The organism is Hydrogenophaga sp. UC242_50 (assembly GCF_042697355.1).
In the GTDB taxonomy this organism is placed as follows: domain Bacteria; phylum Pseudomonadota; class Gammaproteobacteria; order Burkholderiales; family Burkholderiaceae_C; genus Hydrogenophaga.
Genome location: NZ_CP170553.1, coordinates 1,313,433 through 1,329,701, shown reverse-complemented (window position 1 = coordinate 1,329,701; position 16,269 = coordinate 1,313,433). Strand labels below are relative to the sequence as shown.

The 16,269-nt window shown below is 67.1% G+C and carries 14 protein-coding genes and 5 pseudogenes; 5 read left to right on the top strand and 14 right to left on the bottom strand.

All coding sequences use genetic code 11. The annotated features are described in order from the left end of the window. Together ACFJGX_RS06775 and gshA are read right to left on the bottom strand one after the other, a co-directional pair. Positions 1-1,870: pseudogene (locus ACFJGX_RS06775) on the bottom strand (potassium transporter Kup). A 133-nt stretch (positions 1,871-2,003) separates the two neighbouring features. Next, positions 2,004-3,297: pseudogene (gshA, locus tag ACFJGX_RS06770) on the bottom strand (glutamate--cysteine ligase). A 118-nt stretch (positions 3,298-3,415) separates the two neighbouring features. Here gshA and ACFJGX_RS06765 point away from each other — a divergent pair. After that, a complete protein-coding gene (locus tag ACFJGX_RS06765) occupies positions 3,416-3,703 on the top strand; it encodes a hypothetical protein (protein ID WP_382322220.1) in 288 nt (95 codons plus the stop codon). Positions 3,704-3,706: 3 nt separating this feature from the next. Here ACFJGX_RS06765 and ACFJGX_RS06760 read toward each other — a convergent pair whose 3' ends face one another. The 8 genes and pseudogenes from ACFJGX_RS06760 to ACFJGX_RS06725 all read right to left on the bottom strand — a co-directional run bounded on the left by ACFJGX_RS06760 (position 3,707) and on the right by ACFJGX_RS06725 (position 8,770). Then, entirely contained in the window at positions 3,707-4,378 is a 672-nt protein-coding gene (locus ACFJGX_RS06760) for a hypothetical protein (protein ID WP_382322221.1), read from the bottom strand. Between the two features lie 67 nt (positions 4,379-4,445). After that, positions 4,446-4,718: a DUF2277 domain-containing protein gene (locus tag ACFJGX_RS06755; protein ID WP_382322222.1), complete on the bottom strand. Its 273-nt coding sequence runs from the start codon at positions 4,716-4,718 to the stop codon at positions 4,446-4,448. 26 nt (positions 4,719-4,744) lie between these two features. Then, a complete protein-coding gene (locus tag ACFJGX_RS06750; RefSeq protein ID WP_382322223.1) occupies positions 4,745-5,245 on the bottom strand; it encodes a BON domain-containing protein in 501 nt (166 codons plus the stop codon). Between the two features lie 18 nt (positions 5,246-5,263). Beyond that, entirely contained in the window at positions 5,264-6,544 is a 1,281-nt protein-coding gene (locus ACFJGX_RS06745; protein WP_382328072.1) for a glutamate-5-semialdehyde dehydrogenase, read from the bottom strand. Between the two features lie 44 nt (positions 6,545-6,588). Continuing rightward, a complete protein-coding gene (locus ACFJGX_RS06740) occupies positions 6,589-6,900 on the bottom strand; it encodes a single-stranded DNA-binding protein (protein WP_382322224.1) in 312 nt (103 codons plus the stop codon). Further along, positions 6,897-7,376: a hypothetical protein gene (locus tag ACFJGX_RS06735; RefSeq protein WP_382322225.1), complete on the bottom strand. Its 480-nt coding sequence runs from the start codon at positions 7,374-7,376 to the stop codon at positions 6,897-6,899. The genes ACFJGX_RS06740 and ACFJGX_RS06735 overlap by 4 nt, the downstream gene beginning before the upstream one ends. A gap of 39 nt (positions 7,377-7,415) precedes the next feature. Further along, complete coding sequence (locus ACFJGX_RS06730; RefSeq protein WP_382322226.1) at positions 7,416-7,892, bottom strand: CreA family protein; 477 nt, start codon at positions 7,890-7,892, stop codon at positions 7,416-7,418. A 73-nt stretch (positions 7,893-7,965) separates the two neighbouring features. Next, positions 7,966-8,770 (bottom strand): annotated as a pseudogene (locus ACFJGX_RS06725) (IclR family transcriptional regulator). A gap of 116 nt (positions 8,771-8,886) precedes the next feature. Between ACFJGX_RS06725 and ACFJGX_RS06720 the strand changes: the two are divergent. Genes ACFJGX_RS06720 through ACFJGX_RS06710 form a run of 3 tightly spaced genes read left to right on the top strand, consistent with a single transcriptional unit; the run spans position 8,887 to position 11,062 of the window. Continuing rightward, a complete protein-coding gene (locus ACFJGX_RS06720) occupies positions 8,887-9,894 on the top strand; it encodes a TRAP transporter substrate-binding protein (RefSeq protein WP_382325765.1) in 1,008 nt (335 codons plus the stop codon). Between the two features lie 5 nt (positions 9,895-9,899). Further along, a complete protein-coding gene (locus tag ACFJGX_RS06715; protein ID WP_382153253.1) occupies positions 9,900-10,349 on the top strand; it encodes a type II 3-dehydroquinate dehydratase in 450 nt (149 codons plus the stop codon). 29 nt (positions 10,350-10,378) lie between these two features. After that, positions 10,379-11,062: a hypothetical protein gene (locus ACFJGX_RS06710; protein WP_382322227.1), complete on the top strand. Its 684-nt coding sequence runs from the start codon at positions 10,379-10,381 to the stop codon at positions 11,060-11,062. Between the two features lie 31 nt (positions 11,063-11,093). Here ACFJGX_RS06710 and ACFJGX_RS06705 read toward each other — a convergent pair whose 3' ends face one another. The 3 genes and pseudogenes from ACFJGX_RS06705 to ACFJGX_RS06695 form a co-directional block, all read right to left on the bottom strand. Next, on the bottom strand, positions 11,094-12,341 hold the full coding sequence (locus ACFJGX_RS06705; RefSeq protein ID WP_382328070.1) for an alkaline phosphatase PhoX: 1,248 nt from the start codon (positions 12,339-12,341) through the stop codon (positions 11,094-11,096). Positions 12,342-12,618: 277 nt separating this feature from the next. Further along, positions 12,619-12,747, bottom strand: a pseudogene (locus ACFJGX_RS06700) (hypothetical protein); the annotation flags it as partial. Between the two features lie 286 nt (positions 12,748-13,033). After that, a complete protein-coding gene (locus ACFJGX_RS06695) occupies positions 13,034-13,924 on the bottom strand; it encodes a class I SAM-dependent methyltransferase (RefSeq protein WP_382322229.1) in 891 nt (296 codons plus the stop codon). Between the two features lie 127 nt (positions 13,925-14,051). Here ACFJGX_RS06695 and ACFJGX_RS06690 point away from each other — a divergent pair, with 127 nt between their 5' ends. Further along, a complete protein-coding gene (locus ACFJGX_RS06690; protein WP_382322230.1) occupies positions 14,052-14,735 on the top strand; it encodes a winged helix-turn-helix transcriptional regulator in 684 nt (227 codons plus the stop codon). An 8-nt stretch (positions 14,736-14,743) separates the two neighbouring features. Here ACFJGX_RS06690 and ACFJGX_RS06685 read toward each other — a convergent pair. Further along, a pseudogene (locus ACFJGX_RS06685) lies at positions 14,744-16,268 on the bottom strand (tripartite tricarboxylate transporter permease). Position 16,269 lies beyond the last annotated feature (1 nt).

Below are 16,269 nucleotides of genomic sequence, written 5' to 3'. Positions count from 1 at the left end.
CTAGATCTCCACCTTCGAGCCCAGCTCGATCACCGCGTTGCTCGGCAGGTTCAGGAACTCGGCCGCCGCGCTCGCGTTGTGGTGCATCTGGGCGAACAGCTTCTCGCGCCAGGGCGCCATGCCGCTGCCGATGGTGGGCACCACCACATCGCGCGAGAGGAAGTAGCTGGTGGTCATCGGGCCCATGTCGCAGCCGCGCCCGCGCATGGCCGACAGCGCCTCGGGCAGGTCCAGGTCGTTCTTGAAGCCGTAGTTCACCACCACCTGCCAGCAGTCGTGCCCCAGCGGCTCGATCTCCAGCCGCTTGTTCAGCCCGATCCAGGGCACTTCCTGGCTGCGCACGGTGACGAACAGGTTCTGCTCGTGCAGCACCTTGTTGTGCTTGAGGTTGTGCAACATGGCGTTGGGCACGGTGCCGATGTCGGCCGTGAGGAACACCGCCGTGCCCTCCACCCGCACGGGCGGTGCGATGAACAGCGCATCGAGGAAGCTGTTCAGCTCGATCGATTCGGCGTGCTGCGCCTCGGTCATGAGCGAGCGGCCGCGCTTCCAGGTCATCATGAGCGTGAACACCGCGCCGCCGATGAGCAGCGGGAACCAGCCGCCGGCGAACAGCTTGAGCAGGTTGGAGCTGAAGAAGGCGAGGTCCACCAGGAAGAAGAAGCCGGTGGCCAGCACGCACAGCCACAGCGGGTACTTCCAGCTGTAGCGCACCACGTAGAAGGTGAGCACCGTGGTGATGAGCATGTCCAGCGTGACCGCGATGCCGTAGGCCGCCGCGAGGTTGCTGGACGACTTGAACATTACCACCGCCAGCACGATGGCGGTGAACAGGCTCCAGTTCACGAACGGCATGTAGATCTGGCCGGTGTGCTTCACGCTGGTGTGCTGGATCTTCAGGCGCGGCAGGTAACCGAGCTGGATCGCCTGCTTGGTCACGCTGAAGGCGCCGGTGATCAGGGCCTGCGAGGCGATCACCGTGGCCATGGTCGCGCATGATCACCAGCGGCAGCAGCAGCCACTCGGGCGCCATGTTGAAGAACGGGTTCTTCACGGCCGCCGGGTCGGCCAGCAGCAATGCGCCCTGGCCGAAGTAGTTCAGCGTGAGGCAGGGCATGACGACGGAGAACCAGGCCAGGCGGATCGGGCGTTTGCCGAAGTGGCCGAGGTCGGCGTAGAGCGCCTCGGCGCCGGTGACGCACAGCACCACCGCGCCCAGGATGATGAAGCTGGTGCCGGGCTGCGCCCACATGAAGCGCAGCGCGTGCAACGGGTTGAGCGCGCCCAGGATCTCGGGATGGCCCACGATCTGCGACACGCCCAGCGCCGCGATGGTGAGGAACCAGGCCAGGGTGATCGGGCCGAAGAAGCGGCCGATGCCGCTGGTGCCGCGCTTCTGCACCGCGAACAGCGCGAACAGCACCAGCAGGGTGATGGGCACCACGTAGTGCTTGAAGTGCGGCGAGATCACCTCCAGGCCCTCGACGGCCGAGAGCACCGAGATCGCCGGCGTGATGACGCCGTCGCCATAGAACAGCGCGGTGCCGAAGATGCCGATGGCCAGCAGCGTCTGGCGCAGGGCGGGCCGCTCCTTCACTGCCATGGAGGCCAGCGCGAGCATCGCGATCAGGCCGCCTTCGCCGTTGTTGTCGGCGCGCAGCACCAGCACCACGTACTTGAGGGAGACGATGACCGTCAGCGTCCAGAACAGGATGGACAGGATGCCGTAGACGTTGGCGTGGGTGAAAGGCACGTGGCCGGAGCCGAAGACCTCCTTGACGGCGTACAGCACGCTGGTGCCGATGTCGCCGTACACCACGCCGATGGCGCCGAGGGTGAGCGCAGCCAGTGACGATTTGGAAGCGGACACAAAACAACCCCGGCCTGTTGGCACGGGGTTCGGTTGTCGAGGGAACGCGATTGTGCGCCCGCCGGCGGGGCCTTGTCTGCCGGCTCAGCGCTCTAAACGGCGGCGCCCGCGCCGAATGTTGCGCCGCAGCAACTCACTCGTAGACTTCGGCGTCCGGGTCGGTGGCTTCCAGCTCGTAGCTCGCCGCCAGCATCGGCCAGGCGGCCGATCACGCCGTACATGTAGAAGCGGTTGGGCACGCTCGCGCCGGGCTTCTGGCCGGGCTGCGGCAGCTGCGCGCTCTGCTCGAAAGCCAGCGGCACGTAGCTGGAGCCGGGCGCGTTGAGGTTCTCGTCCACGCCGCGGTCGGCGTGCACGCGGTAGAAGCCGCCGACCACGTAGCGGTCCATCATGTAGACCACGGGCTCGGCCACCGCGCTGTTGATGCGCTCGTTGGTCAGCACGCCTTCCTGGATGATGACCTCGTGCACCTCCTGGCCGGCCTGGCCCACGGCCATGCGGGCCTTGGTCTTGGCCGAGAGGTTGTCGATGTCCTTGGCGTCGCGCACCGTCAGGATGCCCATGCCGCCCGTGCCGTTGTCGGCCTTGACCACCACGAACGGCTTTTCGTTGATGCCGTATTCCTTGTACTTGCGGCGGATCTTGCCCAGCAGCGCGTCGGTGTTGCTGCGCAGGCATTCCAGCCCGGCGTCCTCGTTGAAATCCACCTGCCCGCACTGGTTGAACATCGGGTTGATCAGCCAGTGGTCCATGCCCAGCAGCTTGCCGAAGCGCTTGGACACCTCTTCATAGGCCTTGAAGTGGTGGCTCTTGCGCCGCGTGCCCCAGCCGCCGTGCAGCGGCGGCAGCAGGTACTGCTCGTGCAGGTCTTCCAGGATGCCCGGCACGCCCGCGCTCAGGTCGTTGTTGAGCAGGATGGTGCAGGGGTCGAAGTTCTTCAGGCCCAGGCGGCGCTTGCTGCGCAGCAGCGGCTCCAGCACCACCTTGTCGCCGCCGGGCAGCTCGATGGTGGTGGGGGCCTTGATGTCGTTGGAGAGCGAGCCCAGGCGCACATTGAGCCCGGCCATGTAGAAAATGCGCTGCAGCTGCGCCAGGTTGCTCAGGTAGAAGGTGTCGGTGGTGCTCTCGGGCACCAGCAGCAGGTTCTTGGCCTCGGGGCAGATCTTCTCGATCGCCGCCATCGCGGCCTGCACCGCCAGCGGCAGCATCTCGGGCGTGAGGTGGTTCCAGCCGCCGGGATACAGGTTCGTGTCCACCGGCGCCAGCTTGAACCCCGCGTTGCGCACGTCCACCGAGGTGTAGAACGGCGGCGTGTGCTCCATCCACTCGAGGCGGAACCAGCGCTCGATCACCGGGGTGGACTCGAGGATGCGCTGCTCGAGCTCGTTGATGGGGCCGGTCAGGGCGGTGACGAGGTGCGGGACCATAGGGGGAGGGGTATTGGCGGCTGGGGAGGCAACCAGTGTAATGGGGGCGCATGACGCCAATTTCAAGCCGGTTCCAGCGCCTGGAAGCGGCCCCACAACGGCCCGAGGGAGGGTTCCGATGACGATTTTCGCCCTGATGACCGCCCTGGCCGCCTGGTTCAGCGTCTGGCGGCCACCCGAGAGCACCGGCCTGCGGGTGCTGCTGATGGGGGTGTTCCTGCTGCTGGGCGCCCTGTTCGCCCTGGCCGGCGGCTTCGCCTACTGGTGGGACAGCGGCATGCGCCCGACCCGCGCCAGCCCCTGGCTGCTCATCTGGGGCCTGCTGACCCTGGCCTCCCAGGCGGGCAACCTGCTGCGCGCGGTGTTCGAAGGGGAAGGCGGGACGGACTGGCCGGGGCGGCGCTGAGGCTCAGTTTTTTTCCCAATAGGTCTGGGCATCATTCCGGCTCCAAGGCGGCAATACAGCCTTCTGGATTTCCACTCCGTCCAAAGCGGTAAAGGTCTTTTTGAAAAGAGCCACATCTCTCTCGTAGGCGTCCGTGATTTCAATATCGAAAGTCCCGGTCGAAGCCCCCGCAATCGCCTGATCAATCAATGGGATAACAGGGCCTGCACGGAATTCGTTGTCCCGTCGTTCGCGAATCACCGCATTGACCGCCCCAAGGTAGTGAGCGCCGGCGGTTGCCAAGGGCAGTTCGGAGTGCAAAGGCACGAAATAAGTGCCCAGTACGGGAAACGCAGCGCTCATGGCGTTGAGGCCACGAAGGGTGTACGCCGCACTATCGACCGTGAAACGCAATAGGTAGGTCACGCTTCCGTCTTCTGCAGGTGAGACGACACGGCCCTTGCCGTCCATCCGAAAGGCCACCTGCTCAGGTTTTGCCACGCCTCCACGCGCATCCAGAAGAACACCAAGCACATCTGGCTTCCACCTCGGCTTGTGTTCATTGTTCACGCGCACCGACATCAGATACAGCGGTTTCGAGGGATCAACTTTGGGGGCCCCCTCGGCCAGAGGCATGGGCAAGGAAGCACATGCCGTTGTCAGGGCCGCAAGCGTGGCCGCGAAGAAAATCTTCATCTTTTTTACTCAATTTTTGTTAAACAAGTTGAGTATTTTAGACGAAAAGTTCTAATTAATTATCAAATCAGCCTGGTCCAAAACGCGCCAGCGAGCGCGCCTTCGCCCTGGCCGCCTCCACCTCGCGGTTGCGCGGCGCGGCCGTGGTGCGCAGCGAGGCCATGAGTTCGCGCGCCGTCGCGGCCACCTGCTCCACCGCGCGGTCGAACGCCGCTTCGTTGGCCTGCGACGGCACGTTGAAGCCGCTGAGCTTGCGCACGAACTGCAGCGAGGCGTCGCGGATCTCCAGCTCGGTCGCGGGCGGCTCGAAATTGAACAGGGTCTTGATGTTGCGGCACATGGTCTCTTCACTCCTGGTGAACGCCCTCAGGGGCGGTCGGCGACGGTCCGGTAGGGCGGGCGCGCCGAGGGGTCGTGGCGGATGATCGCGCTGGCCTGCTGCACGTGCGGCAACGCCCGCGCAAAGGCCTCGGCCTGCGCCGCCACGGCCTGGCGCCGGGCACAGCCCTCGATGTACACCACACGCCCCTGCACCGTCACCCAGAGCGTGCTGGCGGCGGTGAACGCGGGGCGCCGTTTCAGGGCCTGCCGAAAGGCGGTGGCGATGTCCTGGTCGTAGGCGAAGGCGTTGGGGCGATCACAGGCTTTCGCGAGCCAGCAGGTCGTGCCCTTCTCGGCGCGCCGGTGCGTCTGGGCCAGCCGCTCGCGCTCGGTGATGAACGGCCCCGCCGGCCGGGGGCAATCGGGCACGGCGGCCGAGATCTGGAAGAACGGGTCGTTGAACCAGTTCTGCACCGCTTCGCCCGCCACGGCCCCACCCGCATGCGCCAGGGCCAGGAATGCCAGCAGGCGCACCGGGCGTTTCACGGCCGGTCTTTCAGGGCGTCAGCCCCGCACTTCGCCCTCGCCCAGCACCACGTACTTGAGCGAGGTCAGGCCCTCCACGCCCACCGGGCCACGGGCATGGAACTTGTCGGTGGAAATGCCGATTTCGGCGCCCAGGCCGAACTCGAAACCGTCGGCGAAGCGGGTGCTCGCATTCACCATGACGCTAGCCGAATCCACTTCGCGCAGGAAACGCTGGGCGTGCACGTGGTCGGTGGTGATGATGGCGTCGGTGTGGTGGCTGCTGTAGCGGTTGATGTGGGCGATGGCCTCGTCCACGCCCGCCACCAGCTTGATGCTGATGACCGGGGCGAGGTATTCCTCCGACCAGTCGGCCTCGGTCGCCTCCTTCAGGTTCGCGCCCGGCACCGCCGCCAGGATCGCCCGGCTCTCGGCGCAGGCCCGCATCTCCACGCCCTTGGCGGCGAAGATGGCGCCGATCTTCGGCAGGAAGTCGGCGGCCACGCCGCGCGCCACCAGCAGGCTTTCGGTGGCGTTGCAGGGGCTGTACTTCTGCGTCTTGGCGTTGTCGGTCACCTTCACCGCCAGCGCGATGTCGCAGGGCTCGTCCACGTAGGTGTGGCAGTTGCCGTCCAGGTGCTTGATGACCGGCACCTTGGCCTCGGCGCTGATGCGCTCGATCAGCCCCTTGCCACCGCGCGGGATGATCACGTCCACGTACTGCGGCATGGTGATGAGCTGGCCCACGGCGGCGCGGTCCGTTGTCGGCACCAGTTGCACCGCGTCGGCCGGCAGGCCGGCGTCCGTCAGCGCGCGCTGCACCAGCGCGGCCAGGGCGCGGTTGGATTCGATGGCCTCGGAGCCGCCGCGCAGGATGGCCGCGTTGCCGCTCTTGATCGACAGCGAGGCAGCCTCGATCGTCACGTTGGGCCGGCTCTCGTAGACCATGCCGAACACGCCGATGGGCACGCGCATCTGGCCCACGCGGATGCCGCTGGGCATCTGCTTCATGCCGCTGATGTCGCCAATGATGTCGGGCATGGCCGCGAGCTGCTCGCAGCCCTGGGCGCAGGTCTCGATGACCTTGGGCGTGAGCTTGAGCCGGTCCACCATGGGTTCGCTCAGGCCATTGGCGCGGGCGCGCTCCAGGTCCTTCGCGTTGTCCACCTGCAGCGCGTCCACGTTGGCGCGCAGCAGCGCGGCCAGGCCGCGCAGAGCCGCCAGCTTGGTGGCCGCGCTGGCCTTGGCGATGAGCGCCGAGGCCGCCTTAGCCTGCAGCCCCAGGGTGTTCATGAGTTCGGTGGTGTTGGTCGCGTTCATCCCGACGATTTTCGCAGAGGCGCGCGCCCTTGGGGCAAGCGGGGTCAAGCCCCGGCGCCGGGCTGGTGCGCCGTCAGCACGTGGGTGCGCACCATGTCCAGGCTGGGGCGAACGATGCCCTGTTTGTCCGTCCAGACCTTGGGCGTGAGCCCGCCCGAGAGGCTGAGCGACTCGCCGTCGCGCAGCGCCACCAGCGCCCGGCCCACCGCCTCGTCGAACGCGATCACGTTGACGATGAATTCCTCGTCCGCCCGGTTGCGGGCCAGCACGCGGGCCACGATGTAGCCGCGCCCGGCCTTGTCCACGCGGCGGGAGGCCTCGCCCATCAGGCGCCCGGCGACCAGGCCGTCGATCATCGCGCGGGCCTCTCGAAACCGGCGGCGATCCAGGCCTGCGCGCTGTCCACGTTCAGCTTGAAGGTGGGCGGCACGGGCACGCAGGCCAGCTCGGCGTCGAACTCGTCGAGCGCGCGCAGCGTGGCGGTGGCGCCCTCCTCGTCGGGCACGATCGCCAGGGCGACGCGGATGCGCTGCCCGTCCACCGCCACGGTCACGTTCTTGTTCAGCTCCGCGTGCCGCTGCTGCTCGGAGCGGCGGATCACCTCTTTCGCGGTCTTCACCAGGGTGTTGAAGGCCGCGGTGTCCAGCGGCTTGGGATTCTTCTTGTCGCGGCCCATGGTCCAGGGGCCGACCAGCGCCGGTTCGGCCCCGTTGTCCAGGTACATGGCGACGGCCCAGCCGTCGTCGTCGTCGTTCTTGATGACGCGGGCGGTCCAGTGTTCGTCGCTCCAGACGCGGGCTTCGTGAATGGGTTCTTGGGTATCGGATGTCATGAAAGGCGATCGGTCAAGGGCCGAACAGGATAACGCCCTTCACTTCACCGGCATCGGCGTGGCGCGGTCCACCGCCACCACCGCCACCGAGTTCTGCGGCGAGCCTTCGATCACGCGGTCGGAGTACGTGAGGTAGACCAGCGAATGCCGCTTGGCGTCCACCATGCGCACGATGCGCAGCCGCTTGAAGATCAGGCTGGTGCGCTCGCTGAAGATCTCTTCCTGTTCCTTGATGGGCTTGGCGATGGCGATCGGCCCCACCTGCCGGCAGGCGATGGACGCCTCGGACTTGTCCTCGGCCAGGCCGAAGGCGCCTTTGAGGCCGCCCGTCTTGGCGCGCGAGATGTAGCAGGTGACACCCATCACGCCGGGGTCGTCGTAGGCCTCGACCACGATCTTGTGGTCGGGCCCGATGAACTTGAACACCGTGTCCACCGAGCCGATCTCTTCGGCATGGGTGGCGGTGGTAGCCGCGGCGGCGAACAGCAGGAGGCAAGGAGCGAGGAACTGGCGCATGGTGGGCTTTCCGGAAGGGTGGCGAATGCCCACACGGTAGCAGGCGCGGCAGGCCGGGCACACCCGACGGGACTCAACTGGCCTCGGTCTCGCGGACGCGGTAGCGCTCGAAGATGGGCGAAGAGGTGCTGCGCAACGCCAGCTCGGCAGAGATCGCCATCAGCGCCGGCCCGAGTTCCTGCATGCGCGATTCCGTCAAGCGGATCAGCGGGCCTGCGATCGTGATCACGCCGATGGCGGCTTCGCCCGGGCGCTGGATCGCAGCCGCCATGGCACTCATGCCGGGCGCGAACATTTCATTGATCGTGCTGTAGCCGCGACGGCGCGTGTCCTCAAGGATTTTCGCGAGCGCCTTCACAGTGTTGGGCGCCTTGGGCCCGAACTGCTCACGACTGCCAAAGCCCTGGCGCGCCACGATCTCCAGCGCCTGGTTCTCGGGCAGGGTGGCGCAGCCATGCATGGCCTGCCGAGCTGCACGACAGGCGCACATCGGTGCCCGTGTCCGGGTCGTAGCGCAGGCCCGCCTTGGCGCCCTGCGCCTTGGCAACGAAGGTCAGGCGTTCGCCGTCAACGATCGCCAGGCGCACAAGCTCGCCCGAGATCTCGGCCATGCGGTCGATCAGCGGCTGCGCGATGTCGACGATGCCGGACCCGCTCAGGTAGTTGAGACCCAGTGCGGCGAGCTTGGTGGTGAGCGCGTAGTCGCCGTGCTCGCGCATCTGGCGCACCCAGCCGCAACGCACAAGGTCGCTGAGCATGCGGTGGCATGCGCTGCGCGGGATGTTCAGGTCGTCCGCAATCGAGGCCAGAGGCTGGCCTTCGGGGCGCGCCGCGAGGTATTCAAGGGCGGCGAGGGATCGGTCGAGGTTGATGGCCATGGATTCCACTATTGCAACACATGCCAAAAATGGAATAGGATTCCAAATGGAATAACATTCCCATTGACACTGTCAAATTCGATTCTGACGCCATTTCAAGGAGAGCACACGTGAAAATCAAGGTATCGCTGGCCGCGCTGGCCGCCGCTCTTTCGTTGGGCCTGGCCAGCGGGGCGGCTGCGCAGGACATCCAGGAACGCACCATCAAGTTCGGCCATCTGAACAATGCGGGCCATCCCACCAGCCTGGGCGTGCGCAAGTTCGCCGAGATCGTCGCCGCCAAGACCGGCGGAAAGATCAAGGTGCAGGAGTTCGCGTCGTCCCAGCTCGGCAACGAGCTGCAGCAGCAGGCGGCCCTGCAAGGCGGCGTGCAGGAGATGCTGGTGGCATCGACCACCTCGCTCAATGGCATCGTCAAGGAATTTGGCCTGCTGGACTTCCCCTTCCTGTTCGCCAATGAGCGGCAGGCCGATGCGCTGGTGGACGGCCCGCTGGGCAAGATGCTCAGCGCCAAACTGCCGGAAAAGGGCCTGGTGGTGCTGGGCTTCTTCGATCTGGGGTTCCGCAACGTCACCAACAGCAAGCGGCCCATCACCAAGGGCGCTGATCTGGAAGGCCTGAAGCTGCGCGTGATCCCCAACCCGGTGTTCCTGGAAACCTTCAGGACATTCAAGGCCAACCCCCTGCCGATGCCGTTTGCCGAACTGTATGGTGCGCTCGACAGCAAAGCGGTCGACGGGCAGGAGAATCCCTTCGCGGTCATCGAGTCGAGCAAGTTCTACGAAGTCCAGAAGTACGTGAGCGGCACCAACCACGTCTACGCGACCAACCCCATCCAGATCAGCAAACGTTTCTGGGACCGCCTCTCGCCGGTGGAGCAGAAGATTCTTCAGGAAGCCGCCACCGAAGCCCAGAACTGGCAACGTGTCGTCAGCCGGGAGGTGTCAGGCAAAGCGCTGGGCGAGCTCAAGGCCAAAGGCATGATCTACAACGACATTCCAGCCGCCGAACTGGCCCGCATGCGGGCCGACGTCCGTCCCGTCTACGACAAGTTCTCCGCCGCGTACGACCCCGCGGTCGTCACGCTCTTCAGAGCCGAACTGGAGCGGGTCTCCAAGCTCTGAACCCCATGAAAATCCTTGTCCTGCACGGACCGAACCTGAACCTGTTCGGCCGGCGCGAACCCCATATCTACGGCACCACCACGCTCGCGGAGATCAACGACCGCCTGCGTGCGCTCGCGGTGGAACTGGAGGTCGAGCTTGAGATTCACCAGTCCAACCACGAAGGGGTGCTGGTGGACCGCTTTCACGACAACATCGATGTGGCGGCCGGCGCGCTGCTCAACCCCGCGGCACTCACCCAGCACGGCGTATCGCTGCACGACGCGATCAAGGCCATGCCATTTCCAGTGCTCGAGATCCACATGTCGAACATCGGCGCGCGCGAGCAGTGGCGACATCACTCGATCATCTCGCCCGCGGTGAAGGCAACGATCCAGGGCCTGGGCTGGCGCTCGTACACCGCGGGCCTGCGCGCGCTCGTCGAGCTGGTGCGCGAAGCGCGCGCCACCGCCTGACAGCGGGCACGGCGAAGCCAGGAAACACCATGGCGCTGCTGGGTCAAGGAGCCGTGGCGATGTGGTGGGACATTGCGCCCGCCTTCAGGGCCGAATTCGAGGACTGGCACACGCACGAGCACTTCCCGGAGCGCATGGCGATACCGGGATTCCACCGCGGCTCGCGCTGGTCCGCTGCCGATGGCGGCGAAGGCTTCTTCGTGCTGTACGAACTCGAGGCCTATGAGACCCTGGCGTCACCTGGCTACCTGGGTCGACTCAATGCGCCCACCACTTGGTCCGCGAAGATGATGCCGCATCACCGCCACATGGTGCGCAGCCAGTGCCATGTACTCGAGAGCTTTGGCGGCGCGCTGTCGCGCCACGCGCTCACGGTGCGCCTTTCACCGAGCGAAGGTGCCGCCGAGCGGCTGCGTGATCATCTGCGCACACAGGCCAACGCGTTCAGGTCGCGCCCCGGCGTCTCGGCCGGACACCTGCTCGTCCACCAGGCCCCCAAAATCGAGACCACGACAGAGCAGAAAATTCGCGGGGGACCGGACCTCGCAGCCGACTGGATCTTCATCGTCTGCGGCTACGACCTCGCGTCACTGCAGGCCCTGGCCGGCACGGAGCTGTCCGATGCGGTGCTTACCGGCGCGGGCGCAAAAATCGGCGCGGTGCGCGGTCTGTATGCACTGTCGCACACCAACACCGCCACCGACGTCGACTGAAGGAGGGGCGCTGTCAGGCAACGCCACCGCTTCAGCGCAGGCCGAAGAAACTCAGAATGACGCCAATGACGACGACCAGGCCCACGATGTAAATGATGGTGTTCATGAGGTGTGCTCCTTGTAGAGATACCCCATCGTAGGGAGCCTGGATCGTCTGGCATGTCAGCCGCCGCGATGCCTCTTTGTAGGACGGCGCGCACGCCGTCCGCGCAGGCATCAGAGGTTGCCCTTGGTCCACGGGCCCACGATGCGCCACCGTGATGCCGGGCGTCTGCAGGTTGGCGAACAGGATGCGGCCGGTCGGGTCGAAGCAGGCGCCGCAGAACTCGTAGCCCCGGTAGTCCGCCGCGCCCACCGTCTTGCCGGCGGTGGCGATCTGGCCGGCGTCCAGGCTGAGGTTGTTCTTGCACAGGATGTAGGCCTCGCCCGCCGGATTCAGGCCCAGCAGGCGCGAGCCGGTGCCGAAGGCGTCGGTGGAGCCACCGCCGTCTTCGCACAGCACCACGCCGCCGCGCGGGCTCACCGTCACGTTGTCGGGGTTGTTGCCGGCGGTCTGGTGGCCGCTGACGAAAACCGCGCGCAGGCGCATGGTCGAGATCGTCAGCTCCCACACCGCGCCCTCGCCCTGGCCCACGCGGCCGTTGCCGTCGACACCGGCGGCGGTGTCCACGATGAACAGCTTGCCGCCCGAGTACCAGATGCCTTCGCCCCGGCTCATGCGCGCGCAGCCCTGGCTCAAGGCCTGGTAGGTCGGGCCGGCCGCGAAGCCGATGCTCACGCCACCGGGCTGGCCGACCACGACCACCGGGTCGGCGTCCGGGTCGGCGATGTCGACCCACTCCAGCTCGTACTCGTCGCCGATGTCGGGGTTCAGCAAGCCCTGGTCGTTGGCCTGGGCCAGCGTCGAAGGCCGCGCCTGACGCACCAGGGTCTTGATGCGCGCGGCCTGCAGGCGCCCGCCGTGGTGCAGGCTGCCGAGCTGACCCGAGGTGTCGTCCGGCACGTAGCGGAAGAAGGCTGCCACATTGCGGTTGTCTTCGGTCTCGTAGACGTGGCCCGTGGCCGGGTCCACCGCGACCGCCTCGTGGATGAAGCGGCCCATGCCCACGATGGGCTGGGCGATCGACTCGGCCGCGTCGTCGGCCACCTCGAACACGTAGCCGTGCTTCTTGCCGCCGATGCCCGAGAAGTCGTAAATGGTTTCTTCGCAGGTGAGCCAGGTGCCCCAGGGCGTGGGGCCGCCCGCGCAGTTGCCCAGGGTGCCGCTGAGCGAGCCCACCGAGCCGGCCCATTGGCCGTCGCGGAAACAGCAGGTTGCTGGTGCCGCCCGCGGGGTAGCCCACGAAGGGCGCGGGCGCGGGTGCGGCGGGGTTGGTCACGATGCCGCCCGCGCCGATGCGGATCGGCTGGCCGCCGTAGAACACGGTGATGATGCCGTTGACCTCGGTCGTGGCGTAGGCATGGGGCGCCTGGATGGCCTCGCCCGGCGTGCGCCCCAGGCCGCGTTCGTGGTTGCGCACCAGCACCAGTTCGCTGCTGCGACCCACGCGGCGCGAAGTCACCACGGCCATGCCGTCGTGGTTGCCCGGGGTGGGGAAACCGTCGCTCATGGCGTCGCCCGTCCAGCCGTGGCTGCGGTAGCTGAAGCCGGCCGGCAACTGCAGCAGCGGCAGGCCGGTGGTCATGTCGTTCACCGGCGAGACCGGCCCATAGGGCGACACGGCGGAGACCGCCTGCTTGCCGGTGGCGGCGCGCGCGTTGCTCGCGTAGAGCGCGCCCATCAGGCCGGTGAAGCGCGTGGCGGCGATGGCGCCGGAGCCTTGCAGCAGGCGGCGGCGGACGGGGGAGAACGGGACGGAAGACATGGCATGACCTCGTGGGGTTGTGGGTTTGCCACCATCTTCCGCCGCGCTCATTGCCGTTCTGTCGCACACCGGCCCGAAGCGAATGGGCCGTTTGGTGCCCCCCGGATCAGCGCGTGCCCGCCCCCACCAGCATCTCGCAAGGGCCCACGAAACCACCCGCCTCGGTTTCGAAGCGGGCCAGGGCCTGCTCGATCTCCGTCCACGTGTCGGCGCGTTCGTCCTCGCTCAGGCCCGCCAGCATCTGGTGCAGGGCCCCGAAGGACTCGCGCTCGAACCGCACGCACTCGGCGGCCGTGGGAAGGTGCACGGGGGAATCGACCCTGCGCACCTCCACGTCCCGAAAACCCGCCTGCTCCAGCGTCTTCGCCAGCACGCCCTCAGCGCCCAGGGAGAACGGGCCCGGTTGCCCTGGCAGGGGCGGCGGCAGCTGCGCGCGGCGCCGGATGATGCCGACCGGCACGGCGAAGAAAGGGTTGCGCTCGGCGGTGGAATACACCACCGCGGCGAACCGCCCGCCCGGCTTCAAGGCATGGCGGATGCCGGCGAGCGCGCGTTGCTGGTCGGGGAAGTAGATCAGACCGACGCGCGAGACCGCCGCGTCAAAAGAGGCGCGAGGCAAAACGTCGTGGCGCTCACCATCGAGTTCCAGGGTGTCCACGTTCGACAGGCCGGCCTGCTCGGCCGCCGATTTCGCGTGGCGCAGGATCGCCGGGGAGATGTCGGTCGCCAGCACGTCGCCATTCGCGCCCACGCGGCGCGCGGCGACCAGGGTCTGTTCGCCCGCGCCCGCCGCCACGTCGAGCACGCGCGAACCGGGGCCGACGGCCGCCATGTCCAGCATGGCCTCGGTCGCCGGGCCCAGCCAGCGGGCCAGCAAGGGCGCCCATCGGTCCCAGGCTTCGGCGGCGTTCTCCCACTGCGCGCGCGTGGACTGGCGGAACTTCTCGGCATCGAAAACAGCCGGGGCAGCGGGGGAGGCAATGAGGGTCTCGGTCATGGCAGTGCTCCTTGAAAAGACCGGTGCGAGTTGCACGGTCGGTCTTCAAGTTAAGCCCGATGCCAGGCAGCCTCAAGTCCAGAATCTGGAGTAGGCAAGCCGGCGGCACACCGATAGACTGGCCCGCATGATCGACTACATGCAGTTCTGTACCGTCGCCCGAGGCGCCGAGGTATTGGGCGAGCTGTGGACACCCCTCGTGGTGCGCGAGCTGCTCTGCGGCAGCCACCGCTTCAACGACATTCACCGCGGCGTGCCGCGCATGTCGGCCACGCTGCTGACGCAGCGGCTGCGCAAGCTGGAAGAGATCGGCGTCGTCGAGCGGCGGCGCGTCGAGAAAAACTGGGAATACCACCTGACGCCCGCAGGCGAAGAACTGCGGCCGATCGTCGTCGGCATCGGCCATTGGGGCGCGCGCTGGATCGGCAGCCGGCTGCGGCACGAGCAACTCGATGCAGGCTTCCTGATGTGGGACATTCGCCGCTTCGCGCGCCTGGAAGCGTTTCCCGACGGAGAACGCACCGTCGTCCACTTCCGGTTCAGCGATGCGCCGGCGGCCGAGCGGCAATGGTGGCTCGTGGTGGAGCACCACGAGGCCGACCTCTGCCGCGACGACCCTGGTCACGACGTGAGCGTGCTGGTCGACTCGACGGTCCGCGCACTCACCGAAATCTGGACCGGTGACAGCGACCCCGAACAGGCCATCCAGTCCGGGAGCCTCACGGTGCAAGGCGCGGGCCGCAACGGCCAGCGGCTCTGGCGCTGGTTGGGGCGCAGCATGTTCGCCCCGACGCGCATGGCGCAGCGCTGAAGGCGCGGCTACTTCCCGACCGGCGCGATGGCGCCGATCGGCGGCCTGCGCCGCGACCGCCACCGCATCAGCACCGGCAGCAACAGCATCAGGCCGCCACTCAGCCAGAGACCGATGGAAATCGGGCTGCCGACCAGGATGCCCGCATCGCCGTTGCTGATGGACAGCGCGCGGCGCAGGTTCTGCTCCATCAGGTCGCCCAGCACGAAGCCCAGGATCAAGGGCGCCATCGGCACGCCCTGCTTGCGCAACAGGTAGGCCGCGAAGCCGAGCCCCACCATGAGCATCAGGTCGAAGGTGGTGGCGTGCACCGCGTACACCCCCACGCTGCTCACGGCCAGGATGGACGGCACCAGGAACCAGTTGGGCACGCTGAGGATGCGGGTGAAGAAACCCACCATGGGGATGTTCATCACCAGCAACATCACGTTCGCCAGGAACAGCGAGGCGATCAGCCCCCACACCAGCGTGGGCTGCTGCGTGAACAGCGCCGGGCCCGGCGTGATGTTGTAGAGCGAGAGCGCGCCCATCATCACGGCCGTGGTGCCCGAGCCGGGGATGCCCAGCGTGAGCATGGGCACGAAGGAGCCGGTGGCGGCGGAGTTGTTGGCCGCCTCGGGCGCGGCCACGCCACGGATGTCGCCCTGGCCGAACGTGCCCTCCTTGTCGGTCAGCCGTTTCTCCATCGAGTAGGCCATGGCGCTGGCGATGGTGGCGCCCGCACCGGGCAGCACGCCCACCACGAAGCCCAGCACGCTGGAGCGGACCGTGCCCCACCAGGTGGCCGCCATCTCGCGCAGGTTGAACAGCATGCGGCCGGTCTGGGTGATGACACCCGCGCTGCTGTGGTGTTCCTGCAGCATGAGCAGGATCTCGCTGATGGAGAACACCCCGATCACGACCACGACGAACTGGATGCCGTCGGAGAGGTGGATGTCGCCACCCGTGAAGCGGTACACGCCGGAGTTCGAGTCCAGCCCCACGCAGGACATGGCCAGGCCGATCATCGCGGCCACGCCGGCCTTCACGGGCGCATCGCCCATCAGCCCCGCGATGCAGGCGAACGCGAAACACATGAGCGCGAAATACTCCGCCGGGCCGAACGACAGCGCCCACTGCGCCAGCAGCGGCGCCAGCAGCACGATGCCCACCGTGGCCAGCAAGGAGCCCACGAACGAGCTCCAGGCCGAGATCGACAGCGCCACGCCACCCAAACCCTGGCGCGCCATCGGGTAGCCATCGAGCGCCGTCATGATGGCGCCCGCGTCGCCCGGCACGTTGAGCAGGATGGAGGAAATGCGCCCGCCGTACTCGCAGCCGATGTAGACCGCCGCCAGCAGGATCAGCGAGGTCTCGGGCGGCAGCTTCATCGCGAAGGCCAGCGGCATGAGGATCGCCAACGCCGTTGATGGGCCCCAGGCCGGGCAACAGCCCGACGATGGTGCCGATGAACGAACCCAGCGCGGCGATGACCAGGTTGACGGGGCTGAACGCGACGCCGAAACCCTCCATCAGGTGTTTGAGCACATCCATC

Excerpts from the sequence above, each read along its gene's own strand:
- ACFJGX_RS06710 (WP_382322227.1), top strand. The coding sequence starts at position 10,379 with ATGGCGCTGCTGGGTCAAGGAGCCGTGGCGATGTGGTGGGACATTGCG.
- ACFJGX_RS06735 (WP_382322225.1), bottom strand. The coding sequence starts at position 7,376 with ATGACATCCGATACCCAAGAACCCATTCACGAAGCCCGCGTCTGGAGC.
- ACFJGX_RS06745 (WP_382328072.1), bottom strand. The coding sequence starts at position 6,544 with ATGAACGCGACCAACACCACCGAACTCATGAACACCCTGGGGCTGCAG.
- ACFJGX_RS06765 (WP_382322220.1), top strand. The coding sequence starts at position 3,416 with ATGACGATTTTCGCCCTGATGACCGCCCTGGCCGCCTGGTTCAGCGTC.
- ACFJGX_RS06755 (WP_382322222.1), bottom strand. The coding sequence starts at position 4,718 with ATGTGCCGCAACATCAAGACCCTGTTCAATTTCGAGCCGCCCGCGACC.
- ACFJGX_RS06690 (WP_382322230.1), top strand. The coding sequence starts at position 14,052 with ATGATCGACTACATGCAGTTCTGTACCGTCGCCCGAGGCGCCGAGGTA.
- ACFJGX_RS06760 (WP_382322221.1), bottom strand. The coding sequence starts at position 4,378 with ATGAAGATTTTCTTCGCGGCCACGCTTGCGGCCCTGACAACGGCATGT.
- ACFJGX_RS06715 (WP_382153253.1), top strand. The coding sequence starts at position 9,900 with ATGAAAATCCTTGTCCTGCACGGACCGAACCTGAACCTGTTCGGCCGG.
- ACFJGX_RS06740 (WP_382322224.1), bottom strand. The coding sequence starts at position 6,900 with ATGATCGACGGCCTGGTCGCCGGGCGCCTGATGGGCGAGGCCTCCCGC.
- ACFJGX_RS06695 (WP_382322229.1), bottom strand. The coding sequence starts at position 13,924 with ATGACCGAGACCCTCATTGCCTCCCCCGCTGCCCCGGCTGTTTTCGAT.
- ACFJGX_RS06730 (WP_382322226.1), bottom strand. The coding sequence starts at position 7,892 with ATGCGCCAGTTCCTCGCTCCTTGCCTCCTGCTGTTCGCCGCCGCGGCT.